At 62.1% G+C, this 17820-nt stretch carries 15 protein-coding genes; 12 read left to right on the top strand and 3 right to left on the bottom strand.

Annotation, left to right across the window (positions count from 1 at the left end; genetic code table 11):
* Positions 1-66 precede the first annotated feature (66 nt).
* The 4 genes from GM658_RS03380 to msrQ all read left to right on the top strand — a co-directional run bounded on the left by GM658_RS03380 (position 67) and on the right by msrQ (position 5144).
* Positions 67-2166 carry a cytochrome c biogenesis protein ResB gene (locus GM658_RS03380; protein ID WP_155452611.1) on the top strand — a complete coding sequence of 700 codons (2100 nt, stop codon included), beginning with the start codon at positions 67-69 and terminating at the stop codon, positions 2164-2166.
* A 27-nt stretch (positions 2167-2193) separates the two neighbouring features.
* On the top strand, positions 2194-3513 hold the full coding sequence (gene ccsB / locus GM658_RS03375) for a c-type cytochrome biogenesis protein CcsB (RefSeq protein ID WP_155452610.1): 1320 nt from the start codon (positions 2194-2196) through the stop codon (positions 3511-3513).
* A 63-nt stretch (positions 3514-3576) separates the two neighbouring features.
* A complete protein-coding gene (msrP, locus tag GM658_RS03370; protein ID WP_155452609.1) occupies positions 3577-4506 on the top strand; it encodes a protein-methionine-sulfoxide reductase catalytic subunit MsrP in 930 nt (309 codons plus the stop codon).
* Positions 4506-5144, top strand: coding sequence for a protein-methionine-sulfoxide reductase heme-binding subunit MsrQ (gene msrQ, locus GM658_RS03365; protein ID WP_155452608.1), 639 nt, complete (start codon positions 4506-4508; stop codon positions 5142-5144). The genes msrP and msrQ overlap by 1 nt, the downstream gene beginning before the upstream one ends.
* Before the next feature lie 155 nt (positions 5145-5299).
* Here msrQ and lysA read toward each other — a convergent pair whose 3' ends face one another.
* Both lysA and lptM read right to left on the bottom strand, forming a co-directional pair.
* Positions 5300-6568 carry a diaminopimelate decarboxylase gene (gene lysA, locus GM658_RS03360; RefSeq protein WP_155452607.1) on the bottom strand — a complete coding sequence of 423 codons (1269 nt, stop codon included), beginning with the start codon at positions 6566-6568 and terminating at the stop codon, positions 5300-5302.
* 3 nt (positions 6569-6571) lie between these two features.
* The gene (gene lptM, locus GM658_RS29740) at positions 6572-6748 is read right to left on the bottom strand and encodes an LPS translocon maturation chaperone LptM (RefSeq protein ID WP_371865022.1); all 177 of its coding nucleotides are present in this window, start codon (positions 6746-6748) and stop codon (positions 6572-6574) included.
* A gap of 39 nt (positions 6749-6787) precedes the next feature.
* On the opposite strand from lptM, the gene cyaY reads away from it, so the two are divergent.
* Positions 6788-7120 (top strand): iron donor protein CyaY, encoded by a 333-nt coding sequence (gene cyaY / locus GM658_RS03350; protein ID WP_155452606.1) that lies wholly within the window; start codon positions 6788-6790, stop codon positions 7118-7120.
* 121 nt (positions 7121-7241) lie between these two features.
* Here the strand turns inward: cyaY and GM658_RS03345 are convergent, their stop codons facing one another.
* Positions 7242-9563: a penicillin-binding protein 1A gene (locus tag GM658_RS03345; protein WP_155452605.1), complete on the bottom strand. Its 2322-nt coding sequence runs from the start codon at positions 9561-9563 to the stop codon at positions 7242-7244.
* A 304-nt stretch (positions 9564-9867) separates the two neighbouring features.
* Here GM658_RS03345 and GM658_RS03340 point away from each other — a divergent pair, with 304 nt between their 5' ends.
* From GM658_RS03340 to GM658_RS03310, 7 genes are read left to right on the top strand one after another with little or no spacing between them, the layout of a single operon-like run.
* The gene (locus tag GM658_RS03340; protein ID WP_155452604.1) at positions 9868-10950 is read left to right on the top strand and encodes a pilus assembly protein PilM; all 1083 of its coding nucleotides are present in this window, start codon (positions 9868-9870) and stop codon (positions 10948-10950) included.
* On the top strand, positions 10947-11591 hold the full coding sequence (locus tag GM658_RS03335; RefSeq protein WP_155452603.1) for a PilN domain-containing protein: 645 nt from the start codon (positions 10947-10949) through the stop codon (positions 11589-11591). The genes GM658_RS03340 and GM658_RS03335 overlap by 4 nt, the downstream gene beginning before the upstream one ends.
* 10 nt (positions 11592-11601) lie before the next feature.
* Positions 11602-12288: a type IV pilus inner membrane component PilO gene (locus GM658_RS03330; RefSeq protein ID WP_155452602.1), complete on the top strand. Its 687-nt coding sequence runs from the start codon at positions 11602-11604 to the stop codon at positions 12286-12288.
* Positions 12288-12815 carry a pilus assembly protein PilP gene (locus tag GM658_RS03325; protein WP_155452601.1) on the top strand — a complete coding sequence of 176 codons (528 nt, stop codon included), beginning with the start codon at positions 12288-12290 and terminating at the stop codon, positions 12813-12815. The genes GM658_RS03330 and GM658_RS03325 overlap by 1 nt, the downstream gene beginning before the upstream one ends.
* A complete protein-coding gene (locus GM658_RS03320) occupies positions 12812-14971 on the top strand; it encodes a type IV pilus secretin PilQ (protein WP_155452600.1) in 2160 nt (719 codons plus the stop codon). The genes GM658_RS03325 and GM658_RS03320 overlap by 4 nt, the downstream gene beginning before the upstream one ends.
* Before the next feature lie 52 nt (positions 14972-15023).
* Complete coding sequence (gene aroKB / locus GM658_RS03315) at positions 15024-16643, top strand: bifunctional shikimate kinase/3-dehydroquinate synthase AroKB (RefSeq protein ID WP_371865030.1); 1620 nt, start codon at positions 15024-15026, stop codon at positions 16641-16643.
* Position 16644: 1 nt separating this feature from the next.
* Positions 16645-17775: a deoxyguanosinetriphosphate triphosphohydrolase gene (locus GM658_RS03310; protein WP_155452598.1), complete on the top strand. Its 1131-nt coding sequence runs from the start codon at positions 16645-16647 to the stop codon at positions 17773-17775.
* Positions 17776-17820 lie beyond the last annotated feature (45 nt).

The raw sequence follows: 17820 nt of genomic DNA, 5'->3' as shown, positions 1-17820 counted from the left end.
AAAAGGGGCGGCCGCGCAAGCAGGCTGCCCTTTTTGTTGTTATTCTCCTGATTTTTTCCCTTAGCAATGAGCGACGCCCCAACCACTTCCGGAATCCAGCTGCGCAACCGGCGCGGCCCAGTGGCAGAAACCGTCGAGCTGCTGTCTTCGATGCGTTTCGCAATCGCGTTGTTCGTGGTGATCATCTTCGCCGCGATCATCGGCACCATCGTGCAGCAAAGCCAGCCGATGCCGAACTACATCAACCAGTTCGGGCCGTTCTGGTTCGAAGTGTTCAACAAGCTGGGGCTGTACGCGATTTACTCTTCCTGGTGGTTCGTCTCCATGTGCGCCTTGCTGGTCGTGTCGACCTCGCTGTGTGTGGTGCACAACACGCCGAAGATGCTGAAGGATATGCGCAGCTGGCGCGAGAAGGTGCGCGAGGCTTCGCTCAATAATTTCCATCACAAGGCCCACTGGCAGTCGCCGGTGGCGCGCGAGCAGCTGGCGCTTCAGACGGCGCAGCGCCTGGGCCACGCCGGCTATGCCGCCAAGATCGTGGAGAAGGACGGCGCCATCCTGGTAACCGCCAAGCGCGGCGCGGGCAACAAGTTCGGCTACATCTTTGCCCACAGCGCGATCGTGATCATCCTGATCGGCGGTATGCTCGATTCCGACCTGCCGATCCGCTTCCAGCAATGGATCCTGGGCAAGACAGCCTTTGAAGGCACCGGCCTGATTGCCGACATCCCGGCCAAGCACCGCCTGGGCGTACACAATCCGACTTATCGCGGCAACATCGCGCTGCCGGAAGGCACCACCGGCAACACCGCGATCCTGCAACGTCCGGACGGCGTGCTGCTGCAAGACCTGCCTTTCTCCATCAAGCTGAATAAATTCGATATCGACTTCTATAGCACCGGCATGCCGAAGCTGTTCGCCAGCCACGTGACCGTGCGCTCGAACGAGACCGGCAAGACCATGGATGCCGTGGTGGAAGTGAACAAGCCGCTGATCTTCGAAGGCGTGGCGATCTACCAGTCGTCCTTTGAAGACGGCGGCACCAAATTGAAGCTGCTCGGCTACCCGATGAAGGGTACCGGCAATGGCACCTTCAACCTCACCGGCGAAGTGAATGGCACGACCAAGCTGAGCGAAGACTACACGGTGGAGTGGACCGACTTCCGTCCCTTTAACGTTGAAAACATTGGCAATCAGGATGCGCGCGCCGTCACCAAGGGCGAGAGCCTGAACGACTCTTTCGCCCGCAGCCTGGACAAGCAGCTCGGTTCGGCCGCCAAGACCGCCCACAACAAGGATTTGAAGAACGTCGGTCCGTCCGTGCAGTACAAGCTGCGCGACAAGAACGGCCAGGCGCGCGAATTCCAGAACTACATGCAGCCGGTGACCATCGAAGGCGACACCGTTTACCTGGCCGGCGTGCGCGCCAACCCGTCCGACCCGTTCAGCTACCTGCGCATCCCGGCCGACGACGAGCATAGCGTACGCGAGTGGATGCGCCTGCGCGCCGCCGTGCAGGACCCCGCGCTGCGCCAGAAGGCCGCCGCGCGCTACGCCGCGCAAGCCATGCCGCAATCGAAGGCCGGCGACGCCCTGCGCGCGCAACTGGAAGCCTCTGCGCTGAAAGGCCTGGAAATCTTCGCCGGCGACGACAAGGGCGCCGGCTTCTTCGCCATCAGCCGTTTCCTGGAAAAAGTGCCGCAGGCCGAGCAGACCAAGGCCGCCGAGATCTTCCTGAAGATCCTGAATGGCACGATGTGGGAGCTGTGGCAGGCCGCGCGCGAAAAGGATGGCATGCCGCCTGCCGCGATGGACGAGAGCCACGGCCGCTTCCTGCAACTGGCCACCAATGCACTGTCGGACAGCTTCTTCTACGGCGCCCCGGTCTACCTGCAGCTGGATGAATATATCGAAGTGAAGGCATCGGTATTCCAGGTCACCCGTTCGCCGGGCAAGACCGTTGTGTATATTGGATGCCTGTTCCTGGTGCTGGGCGTGTTTGCGATGTTCTACATCCGTGAGCGCCGCGTCTGGGTCTGGATCAAGGATGGCGCCGATGGCAGCGGCGGCGCCGAGGCCCTGATGGCGATGAGCACCCAGCGCAAGACGCTGGACTTCGAGAAAGAATTCAAGGAACTCAAGGAAAAACTGCCGCAATCGGCGTAAGCTGGTGCCAGGTTTTGGAGAAAGCAAATGGAAGCAACACAAATCTATGCCCAGCAGCCGGGCTATTTCAAGCGCCTGGGGGCCTTTGACTGGCTGTTCGCCCTGGTGCTGTGCGCGGGTGCGCTGTACGCCTTCAACCGCTTCGGCGCCTACATGGATTATTACGAGAAGGGCATCCTGCTGGCTTCTGCGCCAGCCTTTGCCGCCTTGGGCTGGTACTGGAAGCCGGTGCGCTGGCTGATGCCGCTGACCTTCGCGCTGGCGCTGGCGGGCGTGGCCATGTACGGCGGCCAGCTGGCAGCGGCCGATTCGCGCTTCTGGCTCAAGTACATGTTGTCCAGCCAATCGGCAATCCTGTGGATGAGCACCCTGTTCTTCCTGTCGACCCTGTTCTACTGGGGCGGCATGTTTACCCGTTCGGCGCTGGGCGCTGCGGCAGGTTCGATCCTGTGCTGGGCAGCCGTGGTGCTGGGCGTGACCGGCATGCTGGTGCGCTGGTATGAGTCTTACCTGATCGGCACCGATATCGGCCACATCCCGATTTCGAACCTGTACGAGGTGTTCGTGCTGTTCTCGCTGATCACCGCCATGTTCTACCTCTACTACGAAGAGCATTACGCCACCCGTGCGCTGGGCCCCTTCGTGCTGCTGGTGATCTCGGCGGCGGTCGGCTTCCTGCTGTGGTACACGGTGGCGCGCGGCGCATCCGAAATCCAGCCCCTGGTTCCGGCACTGAAGAGCTGGTGGATGAAGATCCACGTGCCGGCCAACTTCATCGGCTACGGCACCTTTGCCCTGGCCTCGATGGTGGCCTGGGCCTACCTGCTCAAGTATGAAGACTCGCGCACGCTGTGGCTGGCGCTGGTCATCGCACCAATCGGCATCGTGGCGGCAGCCTTCCTGATTGCCTTTATCGCCGGTGCGGAAGCATCCACCACCGCAGCGATTGGCCAGATCAGCATGAAGGTTGGCGTGCTGGTGGCGCTGTTCGCCGTGACCAACCTGGTGCGCGGCTCCTTCGCGGACCGGCTGCCCAGCGGCGAAGTGCTGGAAGACGTAATGTACAAGGCGATCTCAATCGGCTTCGCCTTCTTCACCATCGCCACCATCCTCGGCGCGCTGTGGGCGGCGGAAGCCTGGGGCGGCTACTGGTCCTGGGATCCGAAAGAAACCTGGGCCCTGATTGTCTGGCTGAACTACGCAGCATGGCTGCACATGCGCCTGATGTCCGGCCTGCGCGGCAAGGCCTCGGCCTGGTGGGCGGTGGTCGGCCTGGTGGTGACCACCTTCGCCTTCCTGGGCGTAAACATGTTCCTCTCAGGCTTGCATTCCTACGGCAAGCTTTAATATCGGCTTCAGCAAACTGGTGTAAGGTTTAGCTATTACCTTGCACCAGTCCTGGAGCTGACCATGCTGATCTTACCTTCCGAAATCACGCCGCGCGAAGTTTTCGAATCGCGCCGCAAGTTCATCAAGCTGGCCGCTGCGGGCGCCATCCTCGGCCCGGAACTGGCGCTGGCGCAAGGCGGCGGCCTTGCCAAACTGCCCGCCAAGCGCAATCCCGCCTTCGCCGTCATGGAAAAGCAGACGGCCTACAAAGACGCCACGACCTACAACAACTTCTACGAGTTCGGCACCGACAAGTCGGACCCGGCCGAGAATGCGCACACGCTGCGCACGCGCCCGTGGACGGTGCAGATCGAGGGGGAAGTGAAAAAGCCGATGACGCTCGACATCGACAGCCTGCTCAAGCTGGCGCCGCTGGAAGAGCGCATCTACCGCCATCGCTGCGTGGAGGGCTGGTCGATGGTGGTGCCGTGGATCGGTTATTCCTTCTCTGAGCTGATCAAGAAGGTCGAGCCGACCGGCAATGCCAAGTTCGTTGAATTTGTCACGCTGGCAGACCACCAGCAAATGCCGGGCGTACGCAGCCGCGTGCTGGATTGGCCGTACGTCGAAGGCTTGCGCATCGACGAAGCGAATCACCCGTTGGCGCTGCTCACGGTGGGCATGTACGGCGAAGTGCTGCCGAACCAGAACGGGGCGCCGGTGCGCATGGTGCTGCCGTGGAAGTACGGCTTCAAATCCGCCAAGTCGATTGTGAAAATCCGCTTCGTGCGCGAGATGCCGCGCACTTCCTGGAACAAGTCGGCGCCCAATGAATACGGCTTCTATTCGAACGTGAACCCGGACGTCGACCACCCGCGCTGGTCGCAGGCCAGCGAGCGCCGCATCGGAGAAGACGGCTTCTTCACGCGCAAGCGCAAGACGCTGATGTTCAACGGCTATCCGGAAGTGGCATCGCTGTACACCGGCATGGACCTGAAGAAGTTCTACTGATGGCCTTCACTCCCACACCGCGCCAGCTGACGGTCATCAAATCCATCGCCTTCGTGCTGGCGCTGCTGCCGTTCTTCGCACTGGCCTACCTGGTAGCGGCCGACAGGCTGGTCGAGCCGCTGCAATACATCACGCGCAATACCGGCTCGTGGACCTTGTACTTCCTGTGCATCACGCTGGCGGTCACACCGCTGCGGCGTATATCCAGCTGGAACTGGCTGCTCAAACTGCGCCGCATGATGGGGCTGTACGCCTTCTTCTACGCGCTGCTTCACTTCACCACCTTCCTGTGGTTCGATCATTTCTTCGACGTGCAGGAGATGCTGAAGGACGTCGCCAAGCGGCCTTTCATCACCGTCGGCTTCACAGCCTTTGTGCTGCTGGTGCCATTGGCCGTGACCAGCACCAACGCCATGGTGCGGCGCCTGGGCGGTAAGCGCTGGCAGGCCTTGCATAAGCTGGTGTATGTGATTGCCCCGCTTGGGATTCTGCACTTCTGGTGGATGCGCGCCGGTAAGCATGACTTCAACAAGCCAATTCTGTTTGGCCTGATCGTGCTTGCCCTGCTCGGCATTCGCGTCTGGTGGGCGCGCAGCAAAGCAGCTGCTTCGCCCGCCGTTGCTGCACCCCGCCGCTGACAGCTTCTTCTGCGCCAACGCAAATCGCGCTCCCGTGGCACCGCTAAGCTGGTGGCATGGGCATCCTGCCTGGATGCGAAAACTAGCATGGAAGTGTTCGAGCCGGATCCGGCGGAGGATGAGTAGGGGCGGCGTTGGCTGCCGCCCCGGCAGGATTACTTGATCACCGATTCCAGCGCGAACAAGTCGGCTGGGTTTTCGCGCTGGCGCACGATGTGGACCTTGTCGCCGTCGACAATCAGCTCCACGGCGCGGCCGCGGGTGTTGTAGTTGGAGGCCATGGTCATGCCGTAAGCACCGGCTGTTTTCATCACCAGCAGGTCGCCCGGCGCGACGTTCAGTTCGCGGTCGCGCGCCAGCCAGTCGCCCGATTCGCAAATCGGGCCCACCACGTCGAACATGGCGGCGTCGGACTCGGTCTTCACCACCGGCTGCATATCCATCCAGGCCTGGTACATGGCGGGGCGCGCCATATCGTTCATGGCCGCGTCGACGATGCAGAAGTTCTTCTCTTCGCCGTGCTTGATGAATTCCACGCGGGTCAGCAGCACGCCGGCATTGCCGACGATCGAGCGGCCCGGCTCGAAGATGACCTTGATCGGCTTGCCGCCGTGCTTCTGGGCGCGCCAGGCGTCGATGCGCTTGAACAGGCGGCCCAGGTAGTCGCCCACAGGTACTGGTGCGCCGTCGCCGTAATCGATGCCAAGGCCGCCGCCGATGTCGAGGTGGTGCAGGTGGATGCCTTCGGCGCCCAGTGCGTCGATCAGTTCAATCAGCTTGTCCAGCGCTTCCAGCAGCGGTGCGTCGTCCAGCAGCTGCGAGCCGATATGGCAATCGATGCCGGAAACGTCCAGGTGCGGCAGGGCGGCTGCGGTGCGGTAGGTTTCCAGTGCGTCGTCGAAGGCGACGCCGAACTTGCTGGCCTTCAGGCCGGTGGCGATGTAAGGGTGGGTCTTGGCGTCCACGTTCGGGTTCACGCGCAGCGAGATGCGCGCTTTTTTGCCCATGCTGCCTGCTACTTCGTTCAGGCGGTGCAGTTCGGGGATCGATTCGACGTTGAAGCACAGGATGTCGTGGGTCAGCGCCAGGCGCATTTCTTCCACGCTCTTGCCGACGCCGGAGAAGATCACTTTCTTCGGGTCGCCGCCGGCAGCGATCACGCGCAGCAGTTCTCCGCCCGAGACGATGTCGAAACCGGCGCCGCGGCGCGCCAGCAGGTCCAGGATGGCGAGGTTGGAATTGGCCTTCATCGCATAGCACACCAGCGCGTCGCGGCCGACGCAGGCGTTGGCGTAGGCGTCGAAATTGCCGGTCAGCTGGGATTTGGAATAAACGTAGGCCGGGGTGCCGTAGTTTTCTGCGATGGTACTGAGCGCGACGCCTTCGGCGTGCAGCACGCCATTCTGGTATTCAAAGTGGGACATAGCTTACTGTTGGGATGCTGGTGGGGTGGACGGAACCGGAGCCTCTGGCGGTGCCACGCCCGGTTTGCCCGCGGTAGCGGGTTTGGCGGGTGGCTTTGGCAGGTACAGTGGGCCGGTTTGGCCACATCCGGCCAACAGGACTGTCGTTGCAAGGACAGCAAGTGCGATTCGGGACTTCACGATTAAAATAGGGGCTTGATAGGAATCTTGGAGTGTAGCATGACCGAATCGGAATTTTTGGACCTGGCTGAAGCGACCCTGGATGCAATCGAGGCGTCGCTGGACCGCTTGTGCGAGCAGGATATGGTGGATGTGGAGTGCAGCCGCAGCGGCAACGTGCTGGAGATCGAGTTTGTGGGGAATGGCTCGAAGGTGATCATCAACTCGCAGGCGCCGATGCAGGAGCTGTGGGTGGCGGCGCGCTCCGGTGGTTTCCATTATCGCCAGGTCAATGGCAAGTGGACGGATACGCGGCGTGGTACCGAGCTTTATGCGGCGTTGTCGGAGATTGTGACGGAGCAGGGTGGGGCGCCGGTGGTGGTGGCGCCTTAAAACCCGGCAAACCAGGGTCTGCCCCAAGCCGGATGGCCGTCCCGTCAGACCCGACCGGCCTAAGCCGCAGGCTGTTGAACAGACTGGGTCAGACCCTTGGGTCTGACCCAGGTTGCCGGGTTTAGAACAGCTCGTTCTTGACCGCGTCCTTCTGCTTCTCCTCCGCCGGCGTGCCGCGCGTCGCCCCTTCCAGGCTGTCGATCCCTACGCCCGGCGGATTCTCGGCATAGTAGTACTCGCCATCCTGCGAGATGATGCCAGGTGGAATCGGCCGCTCTTCAATCGGAATATTCTTCAGCGCCTTGGCCATGTAGCCGATCCAGATCGGCAAGGCCAGGCCGCCGCCGGTTTCCTTGTTGCCCAGGTTCTTGGGCTGGTCGAAACCGATCCACGCGATGCCCACCAGCTTGGCCTGGTAGCCTGCGAACCAGGCGTCGATCGAATCATTGGTGGTGCCGGTCTTGCCCGCAATATCCGGGCGCTTGAGCGACAGCGCGCGCGTTGCGGTACCAAAGCGCACCACGTCCTTCAGCATGGAATCCATCAGGAAGGCATTGCGCTCGTCGATCACGCGGTTCTTTTCGTCGCCAGCCTTGTCCGGATTGGCCTGCGACAGCACTTTGCCGTTGGCATCGGTGACCTTGGCGATCAGGTAGGGCGAAATCTTGTAGCCGCCGTTGGCGAACACGGAATAAGCGCCCGCCATCTGCATCGGCGTCACGCCGCCCGCGCCCAGCGCCAGTGTCAGGTAAGGCGGGTTGCGCTCTGGATCGAAGCCGAAGCGGGTGGTGTATTCCTGGCCGTACTTGGCGCCGATGCGGTGCAGGATGCGGATCGAAATCATGTTCTTCGACTTGGTCAGGCCGCGCCGCATGGTCATCGGGCCTTCATACTTGCCGTCGTAGTTCTTCGGCTCCCAAGCCTGGCCGCCGGTCTGTCCGGCGTCGAAGGAGATCGGGGCGTCGTTGATCATGGTGGCCGGCGACAGGCCGCGTTCCAGCGAGGCTGAATAGATGAAAGGCTTGAACGAGGAACCCGGCTGGCGCCAGGCCTGGGTCACGTGGTTGAACTTGTTGCGGTTGTAGTCGAAGCCGCCCACCATGGCCTTGATCGCGCCGTCTTCGGTGCTGGCCGAGACGAAAGCCGATTCCACTTCCGGCATCTGGGTGATCTGCCAGTCCTTCCCTTCCTGCATGACGCGGATCACGGCGCCGCGGCGGATGCGCTTGTTCGGCGGGTTCTTGTCCGACAGCCAGCTCTTGCCCATGGCCAGGCCGGCGCCGGTGATGGTGATTTCTTCGCCGGAGGCGGTGCTGGCGACCACCTTGTCGGGAGCGGCGCTCAGGACCATGGCCGCCACGATATTGTCGCTGTCCGGGTGCTCGGCCAGTTCGGTCTCCATGATGTCGTCGGCTTCGGACTTGCTGGCCGGCAGGTCGACATAGGATTCCGGGCCGCGGTAAGGGTGACGCTTCTCGTACTCCATCACGCCGGCGCGCAGCGCCAGGTAGGCAGCGTCCTGGTCGGCCTTGGTAATGGTGGTGAAGACATTCAGGCCGCGCGTGTAAGTCTCTTCCTTGAACTGCTCGTACACCAGCTGGCGCGCCATTTCCGCAACATATTCGGCATGAACGCCAAACGCACTGCTGTCCGTTTTCACTTTTAGCTGTTCATTCTTGGCCGCTTCGTACTGTGCGGGCGTAATATAGCCAAGCTGGGCCATGCGTTGCAGGATGTACTGCTGGCGCACCTTGGCGCGCTTCGGGTTGACCACCGGGTTGTAGGCCGAAGGCGCTTTAGGCAGGCCCGCCAGCATGGCCGCTTCCGCCACGCTAATGTCTTTCAGGTTCTTGCCGAAGTAGATTTGGGCGGCCGAAGCAAAGCCGTAGGCCCGCTGTCCCAGGTAGATCTGGTTCATGTAGACCTCAAGGATCTGGTCCTTGCTCAGGTTCTGCTCGATCTTCCAGGCCAGCAGCGCTTCATATGCCTTGCGCTTGAACGTCTGCTCGCTCGATAAAAAGAAGTTGCGCGCTACCTGCTGCGTGATAGTGGACGCCCCTTGGCGGGCGCCGCCGGTCGCGTTATGCACCGCGGCGCGCAGGATGCCCCAGTAGTCGACGCCGCCGTGTTCATAGAAGTTGCTGTCTTCGATCGCCAGCACGGCCTTCTTCATGACATCGGGGATGTCCTTGCTGTGCACCAGGTTGCGGCGCTCTTCGCCGAACTCGCCGATCAGCACATTGTCGGCGGAGTAAATGCGCAGTGGCATTTTGGGCCGGTAGTCGGTGATGGTGTCCAGCGACGGCAGGTTGGGGTAGGCCAGGGCCAGGCCGAACACCACCAGCAGCACGCCGGCGAGAATCAGGCCCAGCAGGGAAATCAGGGCCACCAGCAGGAAACCCTTCGGCTTCTTGGCCGAGGTCTCGGGGGAATTAGCAGTCATATCCAGCTTCAGTAGGTTTATGCAAAGGCATTATAAATGAGGCCCCTGGCCCCTGAGCGCACGTGATAACAGGAAATATTTACTGTGGGCAACTAAACAACTTAGTTAATTGATAGCCATTAAATGCAACATTGGGTGTGGCAAAACGCTCACAAAACATCAATGGTGCACTGGAGAAATACCTTTACATTGCGCTGACAATGTTGCTAGCATCTAATGTACTGTCTCATGTTTGCGGTCTAAACACGGGTTTTTAAACGAATTTGGATATGTAAATGTCTATGGAGTTGTCAGGAGTGCATCCATGTCATTGGACCTGAAAGCCCTGTTTGGCGGCGCCCAGGGCCCGCTGGTTGGCTTAGATATCAGCACCTCGAGCGTGCGCCTGGTGGAATTGTCCGAAGTGGGCAAGGACGGCTTGCGCCTCGAGCGCTATGCTTCGGAGCCACTACCGCGCGGCGCGGTTGCCGACGGCAATATTGAAAATATGGAGCAAGTGGTCGAGGCGGTACGCCGCCTGGTCAAGAAAAGCGGCACGCGCGCCAAACACGTCGCGCTGGGCATGCCGCCTGCTTCCGTGATTACCAAGAAGATCGTGCTGCCGGCCGGGATGACCGAAGGACAGCTCGAGGTGCAGGTCGAATCCGAAGCGGCCCAGTACATCCCGTTTGCACTCGACGAGGTGAGCCTGGACTTCGACGTGATCGGCCCGGTCGCCAATTCCACCGAAGACATCGAGGTGATGCTGGCAGCAGCGCGTCGCGAAAAAGTCGACGACCGCGTGGCGATTGCCGAATCGGCCGGCCTCAAGGCTTCGGTCATGGATATCGAATCCTACGCCGCACGCGCCGCACTGGACCGCGTCACCTCGCAGCTGCCGAACGCCGGCGCAGGGCAGGTGATCGCGCTGTTCCAGATCGGCGCCGTGTCGACGCAGATTTCCGTCATGCTTGACGGCGCCACCATCTACGAACGCGAGCAGCCCTTCGGCGGCAACTCGCTGACCCAGGATATCGTGCGTACCTACGGCCTGGCTTTCGAAGAAGCCGAGGCGCGCAAGAAGGCCGGCGACCTGCCGGAGAATTACCAGTCCGACGTGCTGGGGCCATGGCTGGAAGGCGCGGCGCTGGAAGTGACGCGCGCCATCCAGTTCTTCTTCACCTCGACGCCATTTACCAAGATCGACCAGATTTTCCTGGCCGGCGGCTGCGCCTTGCTGCCGGGCCTGCTGGAAATGATCGCCAGCCGTACCCGCATTTCGAGCGCGGTGATTTCGCCGTTCAAGGGCATGCAGCTGGCTTCGGGCTTGCGTGAAAATGCGCTGCGCAGCGATGCGCCGGCATACCTGGTGGCCTGTGGCCTGGCCATGCGGAGGTTCGACCGATGATACGCATTAACCTGCTCCCGCACCGGGAGGAAAAGCGCAAGCTGCGCAAGAACGCCTTTTACGCCCTGCTCGGCCTCGGCCTGGCGGCCGGCGTGACGATTGTGGCCATGGTCAGCGGCTACAACGCGCGCGAGCTGTCGATCCAGGAGAAACGCCAGGAAGTGCTGAAAGGCGCGATCGTGGAGCTGGACAAGAAGATCGCGGAAATTTCCACGCTGCGCCAGGAAATCGATGCGCTGAAAGCGCGCCAGCAAGCGGTCGAAGATTTGCAGGCGGACCGCAACCAGCCGGTCTACCTGTTGGATGAACTGGTGCGCCAGACGCCTGCCGGCGTGTTCCTGAAATCCGTCAAGCAGGAAGGGCTGAAGGTCACGCTGACCGGCGCGGCGCAGTCGCAGGAGCGCGTCTCCGAACTGCTGCGCAACCTGTCAGGCAACTCGCCATGGCTGGAACGTCCCGACCTGGTGGAAGTCAAAGCCGGCAGCATGGCCGGCCCCACGGGCAAGGCAGCATCTGCCCGGCGTATCGTCGAATTCCAGCTGTCGGTCATGATCAAGCGTCCACGCGAAAAGGACGAAAACCCGGACGGCAAGCCGGGCGCCAAACCTGGCGCCAAGGGCCCTGCCGCTGTCAAGTCCTGAGAGCAAAAACATGGCAACTGATTTGAAAGATTTAGGCGAATCGCTCAGCGCCCAGTTCAGGAACCTGAACGGCCTGCACCCCGGCCTGTGGCCGATTGTGCCGCGCATCCTGATGGCGGTGGGCGTGGCGGGGCTGGCAGTGCTGGCCGGTTATTTCCTCTCCTGGCAGAAACAGTACGAGGACCTGGAACAGGGCGCGGCAGCGGAACAGAAGCTGCGCGACGAGTACACCCTGAAGGTGGGCCAGGCAGTCAACCTGGACGAGCTCAAACGACAGAAGGAAAAGGTCGACCAGTATGTGGTGCAGATGGAGAAGCAGCTGCCAGGCAAGGCCGAAATGGCGGCGCTGCTGTCGGACATCAATAATGCCGGCACTGGCCGTGGCCTGTCGTTCGAGCTGTTCAAGCCGAGCCGCGTCGACGTCAAGGAATACTACGCCGAGCAGCCGATCGAACTGCGCGTCAACGGCAGCTACCACGACCTGGGCTCCTTTGCCGGCGATCTGGCGGGCATGGCGCGTATCGTCACGCTGAACAATATTTCGCTGGAAACCAAGGGCCGCGACGGCAGGGACCTGCCGCCCGGCACCCTGCAGCTGAATGCCACCGCGAAGACCTTCCGCTACCTTGATCCGGAAGAAGTGGCCGAGCAGCGCAGGGTTGCCAACGACAAGAAGAAAAAGGGAGGGAACCAGTGATGAAGAAGTTCGCCCCCCTCGCCTGCGCCTTGCTGCTGACCGCTTGCGGCGAGAGCGACGTGCAACAGGTGCGCAGCTGGATGAAGGAAGTCGAGGCGCAGACCAAGCCGACCGTCAAGCCGCTGCCGGAGCCAAAGACTTTCGTGCCCTTCGCCTATAACGCTGGCGACGTGCTCGATCCGTTCAACTCCAGCAAGCTGCTGACCGAACTGGGCAAAGGCCGCCCGGGCGGTACGCAGGCGCCCGACCAGAACCGGCGCAAGGAATTCCTCGAAAGCTTCCCGCTGGATGCCATGAAGATGGTCGGCACCATGGAGAAGAACAATGTGGTGCTTGGCTTGTTGCAGATTGACCGCACCGTCTACCAGGTCAAGAAGGGACAGTACGTGGGACAGAATTATGGTTTGATCACCGGGGTCAGCGAAGACGCGATCACGGTGCGTGAAATTGTTCAGGATGCGGCCGGCGACTGGGTCGAGCGCATGTCGAAGCTGGAACTGCAGGAAAGTAAGGAGAGCTCCAAATGATCGCCATCAACACCCTGAAGCGCCTTTGCCGCCAAGCCAGCGTCGCGCTGGCGCTGGCCGGCAGCGCGGTGGTTGCGCAGGCACAGCAAGGCAACGCGATCGAATCGATCACGGCCAACCAGCAAGGCAACAATGTGATCGTGAAGATCGGGATGAAGGACGCGCCGCAAAAGTTGCCGATCGGCTTTGCCATCACCAACCCGTCGCGCATCGCGCTCGACTTCGGCCAGACCGTCAACGGCACTGGCAAGACCAGCCAGGACATCAACCTGGGCGACCTGGCCAGCGTGAATGTGGTGCAGGCCGGCGACCGTTCGCGCCTGGTATTCAACCTCAAGCGCCCGCTGAACTACGCTACCGCGATCGACGGCAAGGCGATCATTTTGACCATTGACGGTTCCGGCGGAGTGGCGCAGGCGGTTGATGCGCGTGGCTTGCCCGTGGCCGCCGCCGCCCCGGCACCGGCCAAGGCGGCCGGCAAGCAATTGCTGCGCGACATCGACTTCCGCCGCGGCACCAACGGCGAAGGCCGCGTGGTGATCGACCTGCCGAACAACCAGGTGGCCGTGGACATGCGCCAGACCGCCACCGGCGTGGTAGTGGACTTCATGAAGACCGGCCTGCCGGAAACCCTGCGCCGCCGCCTGGACGTGACCGACTTTGGCACCCCCGTTACGCGCATCACCACCGTGCCGCAAGGCGACAACGTGCGCATGACCGTGGAAGCGCATGGCCTGTGGGAGCAGAGCGTGTACCAGAGCGATACCCAGCTGGTGGTGGACGTCAAGCCGATCAAGGAAAATCCGAACAAGCTGGTGCAAGGCACCCAGGGCTATCGCGGCGAGAAGCTGTCGTTCAACTTCCAGAACGTGGAAGTGCGCGCCGCCCTGCAAGCGATTGCCGACATCTCGGGCCTGAACATCATCACCAGCGACAGCGTGCAGGGCAACCTGACCCTGCGCCTGAAGGAAGTGCCATGGGATCAGGCGCTGGACGTGGTCTTGCAGGCAAAAGGCCTGGACATGCGCAAGAACGGCAACGTGCTGTGGATCGCGCCGCAGGAAGAGCTGCTGACCAAGGAAAAGCTGGTGATGGAACAGAAAGCCCAGATCGCCGACCTGGAGCCGCTCAAGTCCGAGATTTTCCAGCTGAACTACCAGAAGGCTGATGCGTTCAAGACCGTGTTCGGCATTGACGGCGCGGGCGACAGCAAAAACCGCGTACTGTCCAAGCGCGGCAGCGCCATCATCGAGCCGCGCACCAACCAGGTGTTCGTGACCGATATCGCTTCCAAGATTGAGGAAGTGCGCAAGCTGATCCAGAAGACCGACGTCGCTACCAAGCAGGTGCTGATCGAGGCGCGCATCGTGGAGGCGTCCGACACCTTCACCAAGAACCTGGGCGCCAAGCTGGGTGGTTCCTTTGTCGGCGGTATCGGCAACAACCACAACGCCGCGATCAGCGCGACCCAAACCGGCGGCCGCAGCGCTTATCCTGCTTCCCCTCTCGGCGGCAGCGGCACCGGCACCGTCGCCACCAACGTCACGCAGCTTGGCACCCAGTTCATCAACCTGCCGGCTGGCGCCATCAATGGCTCCGACGCTGGCAGCCTGGCGATCAGCCTGTTCGGTTCGAATGCCAACCGCTTCCTGAGCCTGGAACTGTCGGCGCTGGAAGCCGATGGTACCGGCAAGATCATTTCCAGCCCACGCGTGGTGACCGCCGACAAGGCGCCCGCCATCATCGAACAGGGTGTGGAACTGCCATACCAGGTGGCCACTTCTTCCGGCGCAACCTCGATCGTGTTCCGCAAGGCTAACCTTAAGCTGGATGTGGTGCCGCAGATTACGCCGGATGGCAATGTGGTGCTGGACGTGGACGTCACCAAGGATTCCGTGGGCCAGGAGACGCGGGCCGGTTTCGCGATCGACAACAAGCACGTCAAGACCCAGGTGATGGTGGAAAACGGCGGCACCGTGGTGCTGGGCGGTATCTACCAGCAAGTCGAGCGCAACTCCACGTCCAAGGTGCCGCTCCTGGGCGACCTCCCTGTGCTGGGCTACCTGTTCAAAACCAACTCGCGCACCAACGACAAGACCGAGCTGCTGGTCTTCATCACGCCGAAGATTGTGGCCGACCAGCTTTCGGCGCGGTAAGCATGAATTGCGCTATCATGCGTGAATGCAAAATGTTTACTTAGTTGGATTGATGGGGGCGGGCAAAACGACCATTGGTCGCCAGCTCGCCCGCAAGCTGGGCTTGCGGTTTGTCGATTCCGATCATGAAATCGAAAGCCGCACGGGCGCCTCGATCCCGTGGATTTTCGAAATCGAAGGCGAACCAGCATTCCGCCGCCGGGAAGCGGAAGTGATCCGCGACCTGACCGGCCAGCAGGGCATTGTGCTGGCCACCGGCGGCGGCGCCATCCTCAACGAAGGCAGCCGCGCCCTGCTCAAGGAACGCGGCACCGTCATCTACCTGCGCGCTTCGATCAGCTCGATCCTGGCCCGTACCGCGCACGACAAGAACCGGCCCCTGTTGCAGACGGCCGATCCCCGCAAGAAACTGGAAGAACTGCTGGAGCAGCGCGAGCCGCTGTACATGGCGATGGCCCACCTGGTCATCGATACCGGCCGTCCCAACGTACAATCGATGGTCCAGAACATCATCAACCAGCTCGATGCGCTGGCCTGCCAGGCTGCGCCCAACTGCGTGACCAAGGCTTTGCCCGCTATGAACGAACAAACCAATATCCTGCTCAACGTCGACCTGGCCGAGCGCAGCTACCCGATCGCCATCGGCCCGGCGCTGCTGGACGACGCCGGCCTGCTGGCCAAATACGTGGGCGGCAAGAAAGTCGCCATCGTCTCCAACGATACCGTGGCGCCGCTGTACATGGAGCGCGTGCGCGCCCCGCTGCTTGCCGCCGGCAAGGAAGTGATCGAAGTGGTGCTGCCGGACGGCGAAGAGCACAAGCACTGGGAATCGCTGATGAAGGTGTTCGACGCGCTGCTGGCGAACAAGGCCGACCGCAAGACCACCCTGGTGGCGCTGGGCGGCGGCGTGATCGGCGACATGACCGGCTATGCCGCCGCGTCCTACATGCGCGGCGTGGACTTCGTGCAGGTGCCGACCACCTTGCTGTCCCAGGTGGATTCCTCGGTGGGCGGCAAGACCGGCATCAATCACCCGCTGGGCAAGAACATGATCGGCGCTTTCTACCAGCCGAAGGCGGTGATCGCCGATACCAGCACCCTGGAAACGCTGCCGGTGCGCGAATTGTCGGCCGGCCTGGCGGAAGTGATCAAATACGGCTGCATCATCGACGTACCGTTCTTCGAATGGATCGAAGCGAACATCGGCCTGCTGATGGCGCGCGACAAGGGCGCACTGGCTTATGCCATCGCCCGTTCCTGCGAGATCAAGGCCGACGTGGTGCGCCAGGATGAACGCGAAGGCGGCCTGCGGGCCATCCTCAATTTCGGCCATACCTTCGGCCACGCCATCGAAGCGGGCATGGGTTATGGCGCCTGGCTGCATGGCGAGGCGGTCGGCTGCGGCATGGTGATGGCGGCTGATTTGTCGCAACGCCTCGGCTTCATCGACCAGGCTACGGTGCAACGGATCCGCGACCTGGTGGCCGCTGCCGGCCTGCCGGTCGTGGCGCCGGACCTGGGCGCAGAACGCTGGCTGGAGCTGATGGAAGTGGACAAGAAAAACGAAGGCGGCGCGATCAAGTTCATCCTGCTCGAGCCGCTGGGCAGCGCCCGCATCACGACGGCGCCGCAAGACCTGTTGCTGCAAACCCTGGCTGCCTGCACCAAGTAATATGGAAGAGACGCTCGCCCCCTACGCAGCACATTCTGACAAGGGGCGCGGACGCCGCTTCCCCGAAACGCCGCACGCCTCGCGTTCGCAGTTCCAGCGCGACCGCGACCGCATCATTCATTCGACCGCATTCCGCCGGCTCGAATACAAGACCCAGGTCTTCCTCAATCACGAGGGGGACCTGTTCCGCACCCGCCTGACCCACAGCCTGGAAGTGGCCCAGATTGGCCGCTCACTGGCGCGCAACCTGCGGCTGAATGAGGACCTGGTGGAGGCCATCGCACTCGCGCATGACCTGGGCCACACGCCGTTCGGCCATGTCGGGCAGGACGTACTGCACGAATGCATGAAAGAGCACGGCGGCTTTGAGCACAACCTGCAAAGCCTGCGCGTGGTGGATGTGCTGGAGGAGCAGTACGGCGCGTTCGATGGCCTGAACCTGATGTTCGAAACGCGCGAAGGCATCCTGAAGCACTGCTCGGTCAACAATGCGCGCCTGCTGGGCGACGTGGCCCAGCGCTTCCTCGACAAGACGCAGCCTTCGCTGGAAGCGCAGCTGACCAACCTGGCCGACGAAATCGCCTACAACAGCCACGATATCGACGATGGCTTGCGTTCCGGGCTGATCTCCATCGCCCAGCTGGAGGAGGTGGAATTCTTTGGCCGCCTGTGGCGCGAGGTGCAAGCCGCGCACCCGGGACTGGCGGGCCGCCGCGCCATCTACGAAACCCTGCGCCGCTTGATCACCGCGCTGGCGGACGACCTGATCGTCACTTCGCAGGAGCGTATCGCAGGGCACAAGCCGCAAAGCATGGATGACGTGCGGGCCGCGCCGCCGCTGATCCGCTTCTCCGACCCGATGCGCAAGGACGCCACGGAGCTGAAGCGCTTCCTGCACGAGAACCTGTACCGCCACTACAAGGTGAACCGCATGCGTGTGAAAGCCAGCCGCATGGTGCGCGAACTGTATGAAGCGTTCGCCTCCGATCCCTCCCTGCTGCCGCCGGACTATCGCACGGAACGCGGCGACGCGACGGCGCAGGCGCGCCGCGTGGCCGACTACATCGCCGGCATGACGGACCGCTATGCGATCGCAGAGCACCGCCGCATCTATTCGCTGGAAAACCTCTAGCCTTGCGTCGCGGCGCGTAGCGGGTTAATCTTCCGGCAAGCTCAA

Source organism: Massilia eburnea (assembly GCF_009720745.1).
In the GTDB taxonomy this organism is placed as follows: Bacteria; Pseudomonadota; Gammaproteobacteria; order Burkholderiales; family Burkholderiaceae_D; genus Rugamonas; species Rugamonas eburnea.
Note: the sequence above shows the minus strand (reverse complement) of the source record. Positions and strands in the feature narration are given on the sequence as shown.